General features: G+C 49.7%; 4 protein-coding genes. All 4 read right to left on the reverse strand.

What is annotated here, in order from left to right; all coding sequences use genetic code 11:
* The coding region (gene cas3, locus JOD20_RS26100; RefSeq protein WP_204758102.1) for a type I-D CRISPR-associated helicase Cas3' at window positions 1-726 on the reverse strand (726 nt) is incomplete at its 3' end.
* On the reverse strand, window positions 723-1484 hold the full coding sequence (cas5d, locus tag JOD20_RS26105) for a type I-D CRISPR-associated protein Cas5/Csc1 (RefSeq protein WP_204758103.1): 762 nt from the start codon (window positions 1482-1484) through the stop codon (window positions 723-725). The genes cas3 and cas5d, both read right to left, overlap by 4 nt.
* Before the next feature lie 2 nt (window positions 1485-1486).
* The gene (gene cas7d, locus JOD20_RS26110) at window positions 1487-2479 is read right to left on the reverse strand and encodes a type I-D CRISPR-associated protein Cas7/Csc2 (RefSeq protein WP_204758104.1); all 993 of its coding nucleotides are present in this window, start codon (window positions 2477-2479) and stop codon (window positions 1487-1489) included.
* Window positions 2480-2511: 32 nt separating this feature from the next.
* Entirely contained in the window at window positions 2512-5067 is a 2556-nt protein-coding gene (gene cas10d / locus JOD20_RS26115) for a type I-D CRISPR-associated protein Cas10d/Csc3 (protein WP_204758105.1), read from the reverse strand.
* Window positions 5068-5198: the final 131 nt, after the last annotated feature.

Raw genomic sequence — 5198 nt, forward strand, 5'->3', positions numbered from 1 at the left:
CGGTTTTGCTCTGGGTTTGGTTTCGTCACCATCCAGTATACCAAACCGAGGTCGTGCTGTATCCCCTGGTTGAGCGTCCCTGTCCGCCCTTAAACATTCGTGCCAGAGCTTGAAGAAAAACAAGAAGTTGCTAAATTGCTTAGTATCGTAATAGTGAAACTCATCGATCACAATGTAGCGAAATTGGCGAATAAATTTCTCCCAAACATTGCGCTGATCCAAGCGGCCATAGCGAAAATAGAGCGCCAAGTAGAAAATATCGGGGTTGGTGACTGCCACGAATGGCAGTTTTTCTGCATCATCTGGTAGCCCAAGTTCTTGGTTGAACGTCAAGGGATTGGCGATCAGTCGCTGCAAAATCTCGCCGCGTCTGGTTTCGCTGCTGATTGCACGCATTGTTGCAGCATTAATCGGCACTGTGCGCATTGGAATGTTGTTGGCATCGATAAAGGCTTGAGCATCGGCGCAATGCTGCTCAATTAGGGCATTGGTTGGCGCAATAATTAACGTATTGTGGCCTTGTTGGGCTGGGTGCAGCAAGCGCAACAGCGCAGCATTAGTTTTGCCTGTGCCAGTCGCATAGGTATTCATCACCAAGGGCGCTTGCTCAAGCGCTTGGTAGGTGCGCACTTGATGATAGAGCAATGGCGTAGCCCCGCGATAGGCTGGAATGGCCGCTGCTGGAGCTAATTTTTCTGCATGGCCGGTTAATTGAAGCGTGATCATTTGAAGGCCTCCAAATTAAAGGCCATGCCTTGGGGCAGCAGCTTGCCATCATCAAGCTCATAGCACGGGCCTTGCACATGGCTATTGCGAATTAATGGCGTTGGCGGCACATGCAATACATCAAAGGCCAATAAGCGACAGGCTGGGCTGAGATCGGCTCCGGCCAGTAAAAATGGGATTGAGCCGCCAGCGCTTTCTGCGCGAATCGTGACTGGCTGGCTTTGCAGGTAGGCCTTGCTCATCCATTTGCCAAGCCGCAAATAGCTGGGCAGCTGCAACTCACGTTGGCTGATCGCATAAAACTCGGCAGTTGTGCCAATCGCCAGCGCCCGAATGCGGCCAAATTGCGGGCGATTTTCGACCCGCACTTTTTTGGGCGTGCTCACGCCATCGTGGATATACCATGTGCTGCTATTGCGTTCAGCCCATGTGCCTTCGGGCGCGGTAATGATGGCGTTATTGCCCATGGCAAACCAATAGCTTTCGGCTTGGGCATTGAATTGGCCAAGGCTAAATTTGGCTGCGTCGGTAATCGTGGCAGGTGTCAAATAGACACCTGCCTGATTTAACGCTGCCAAATCTTGTTGATAGTAGATGGTTTTGCCATCGTTGTAGTAGCGGCTGGGTGCTAAGCCCAAGGCATAGGCCAAAGCAATATGCCCAATAAAGGCCTCAGTTTGATACAAATTGCTAATTTCACGGGTGCTAAAAAAGGTTGGCTCTTGCAACACCAGCCGACAGCGATAAATCTGTACCATGGTTATTTTCCTTTTTTCTGAGTTGCTGGATAACTGGCTGCCAGCCGTGAGAGCATGGTTTTGAGCTGTTCAGGATCGGCATAGATTTGGCCCAATTCGGCAACCAAACTTTCACGTTCTGCTTCGCTCAGCCAGGTAACTTGGCCAATAACTCGTTGGCGTAGTGCTTGCATAGCTTGTTGGGCGGCGTTTCGAATTGTGTTGGTGTGGAGTGGGAACGATGGTTCATGCTCGTCGCCGCGCAGCAAATCGTAAGTATGTTGCACCCACTCAAGGTTGGAGAATAATTCGCAATTGCTCCAAGCCATTCCAATCAGCTGATTGCGGGTTTTGCCAATGCGCGAGGAAATTGCGCCGTAGCGGCTTGAGCGCAGAATATTGCCAACGATATAGCGCAATTCATCGGCACTAACATCCTTGAGGGTTTCAATATCGAGAAAAACGCTTTCGGGCTTGACATATTCATCGGTGCCAATGCTAGTCGAGGCATCGCCAGTGTCGGGGTTGCGCATGGTGCTGTTATCGAACAAGGCATTGAATTGGCGCGTGCCAACAATCGTTGCCGCAGGGTGCAAGCTGAAGGCATCATCGGTGATGACCCGTGAGCGTTGCGCGCCGCCGCCGCCAGCAGCATAGCCATAAACCATACAATCGATACAGCGTTCGCAAGGGTTGTTGGTATTGAGTGAGCAGATCGCATTGGCCTTGGGCGTGGTGTGCAAAAGCTGATGTTCGCGCAGCAATTCGCGGCCCATGCGGCGCTCGACGGCAACTTGTTTACGCTTGCTAATGACAACTCGTTGAATTAATTGGGTATCTCCTTCTTTCTGGCCAGCAAAAACAAATTCACGGTTGAGTGGTTCGCCGCTGCCTTCGGTGCGAAACATGGCCTCCGATTCGACGTGGCGCAAAATAAAGATGCTAACAAAACGGCCATGCGGATAGGGATTGTACTGGTCGATCAAGTGGTTTTGGTAGTTGTTCAAAATGCTCATTCTTGGTGCTCCTTTATCAATCCAATAAAAAATTATTCGCTTTCGCTACTGTCGGCGTTGAGACCTTCTGCTTGGGCTTCTTCGGCGCTGAGTGGTTTGGCGCGGAAATGTTGTTGCAGATAAAAGTGATAGGCTGAACGCAAGACTTTTTCGTGGTTGAGCAAGCGCGCTGGTTTGCCTGCATACACGCCATAGTAAATATCGCTGAAAAATACTTGGACAAAAGCCTCGCAGGCGGCGAGCAGTTTCTTGCCACTCTTAAAGCCGCTCAAGGTGCGGGTTCGTTGAATGTGCTGGTACATATCTTCGATGGCGGCGGCTTGCAGCACCGCAGGATTCAACTCTTCGCTTTGCAGATTAATTTTGCGCAACACTTCATCCAAGGCCGTGAGCATTGAACTTTTCTTCCACGAGGAGCCACGTAAATTGCCTTGGCGAGCAATTTCGGCGAGCCGATTGAGATGGAAATCGAGTTTTTCCATTGATTGATCTCCCATACTAAGGGCTAAATCGCGGACTGGTTGAAACAGCGTGCGGATCAGCCAAACTGAGGCCTGATGGCCAGCTTTGGCTTCGGCATATTTTTCGGCCAAGTAAAAAATGCGCAGCGGATGATCGGCCATGGCTCCAATAAAATCGACAACTGGATCGGCATTGGCCAGCGCCACAACCTCACGAATTTGATACAGCCATTCAAGTTGCCGCCAGAGTTTGCTTAAACTGCCTGGATCTTTGGATTTTTGGGCGAAATATTCGTAATCGTTTTGGCGCACGAAGCCACGGGCATGTAGCGGAGTCAAATCAACATACACATCGCCAAAGGCTTCTTTGCTAAGTGGGGGCACGGCGGCAGCACTGAGCAAAACCTTGCAACCAAAATGGTGCTGCAATAACAAGGCGTGCTGCAAGGCAAACAAAAAGCGCTCTGTATCAGTTTCGCCAGCAGGATTGAGCGGCAAGGTGATTAAACCGCCAAGTGTTTTGCTATAGCGCGGGCTATACAAACCATAGGGCTGGGCTTTATCGGCCTTGGTGCGCATGGTGAAATTGAGGGTTGGCGCACGCTTTTGGGCAATAGCCAAGATTGCTGTGCTCACATCGGCCAAGCGCACAGCTCCGGTCAGGGTATCTTCACGGGTCAAATGCTGAAAGGTTGAGCGTAGGCTTTCGAGCAATGGCGCTGGCAAAAACGAATAGGGAAACATGTGTAAATAGATGGTACGCTCGCCACTAATCTCGCGATAGTTGAGTTTTTCGACCAAATATTGAATTAAGCACAGCTCGCAAATGTTTTTAACTGGCTCGCCTGGGCCGCCAACCAGCCGATTCGAGAACATTTGGATTTTGATGTCGGAACGGACATTGGCCGAACCCCATTTGTCGGTTTTCATTGGCAGGCTACATTGGACACATTGTTTGGAGTTTTGGCGCACATAATTGGGCAGGCTGCCAGCAAAATCAGCGGCGCTGCGCTCCTGACCATCAAACACCAACACATGCTGTAAATAGGCATCAATCGTTGCTAAGCGAGGGTCACTCGTGGTTTGGCTATCGATCAGCCTGCTACCATCAACTTCAATCCTTTGGTAAACCTGTTCGCTGGTGAGTTGCAGTTCGGTAGCAATTGCATAGGCCCGATCCATACGAGCATCAAAACCATCGTAGACTGCCCAACGCTCTGCTGGCAGATCGAGCAATTGATAGAGATGCGGCCAAGCATCGGGAATTGCCTGCTCGCAATGCTCAATCAGGAAGATGTAGTAGCTGCGAATCAGCTCGCCAAGTTGCAACTGGCTATTGGTTTGCGGCACGGGGCCACGTTCTAAAATGGCCTCGATTGCCTGCTTAGTTGCTTGCTGATCGCTTGAATTGGCTGCATCTGCTTTATTTTTAGCAAGCGTTTTATGGGTACGTTTGATCGAATCTTGATTGAGTTGTTGTAATCGATCGATCTTGATCTTACGGCGTTGAATGATGGCATCAATCGCGGCCAGAATTTTGGCAAACGGCAGGTTGAGTTCTAAGCATTTTTTATCAACAGTGATTCCAGTATTGATCATCCGAATAAATTTTTGAAAGCCTGCGCTGGTCATGTGATTAATTGTGTCGGCCACGCGAGCGGCAATTGCTGAACGAACCGCCGAATCAAGAGTTGGTTTGTGGCCTTTTGGTTGCAGATAAGCCACGCCATCGGGATAATAGAGCAGCGGCAGCAGCCCGAAGCGTTCGCTTACTTCCTCGACCACTGCATTATGGATAATGTTGCTAAAACTGCCGCGCTGTTCAGCCACGCGATGCCGCCAAAATGTATATTGTTGGTCGCTAAATGTGTTGATTGAATGTAGAAACTGATCTTTGTGGCGTTGTTCGTCGAGCGTCTGCGATAGATCGATGCCATCTGCTGCTCGCATCAGCAGCACAAGTTTATCAAGCCGATCCATGGGCAATTTGAATTTCGGCTGATTGTTCAGATTGAGGGCTTGCACGCCAGTCCAATTATGGCCTGAATGGCGTTGCATCAGGCTAATAATATCGTTGAGATAGGCTTCGTAGCCCTCGAAAAACACATCAAGCTTAACCCTGCTCATCTCGCGCACAACATTATTGGGCTTGGTTAGCTCTAAATAACCACTGTTGCTAGTTCAAATCACGAAATCGAGGAACGATAGTGTTCCATTTGTTATCTGTAACAAACAATTAAAACATGCGGCGACAAAGC

It is taken from the genome of Herpetosiphon giganteus, assembly GCF_016907925.1.
In the GTDB taxonomy this organism is placed as follows: Bacteria; Chloroflexota; Chloroflexia; order Chloroflexales; family Herpetosiphonaceae; genus Herpetosiphon; species Herpetosiphon giganteus.

Excerpts from the sequence above, each read along its gene's own strand:
- cas5d (WP_204758103.1), bottom strand. The coding sequence starts at position 1,484 with ATGGTACAGATTTATCGCTGTCGGCTGGTGTTGCAAGAGCCAACCTTT.
- cas7d (WP_204758104.1), bottom strand. The coding sequence starts at position 2,479 with ATGAGCATTTTGAACAACTACCAAAACCACTTGATCGACCAGTACAAT.
- cas10d (WP_204758105.1), bottom strand. The coding sequence starts at position 5,067 with ATGAGCAGGGTTAAGCTTGATGTGTTTTTCGAGGGCTACGAAGCCTAT.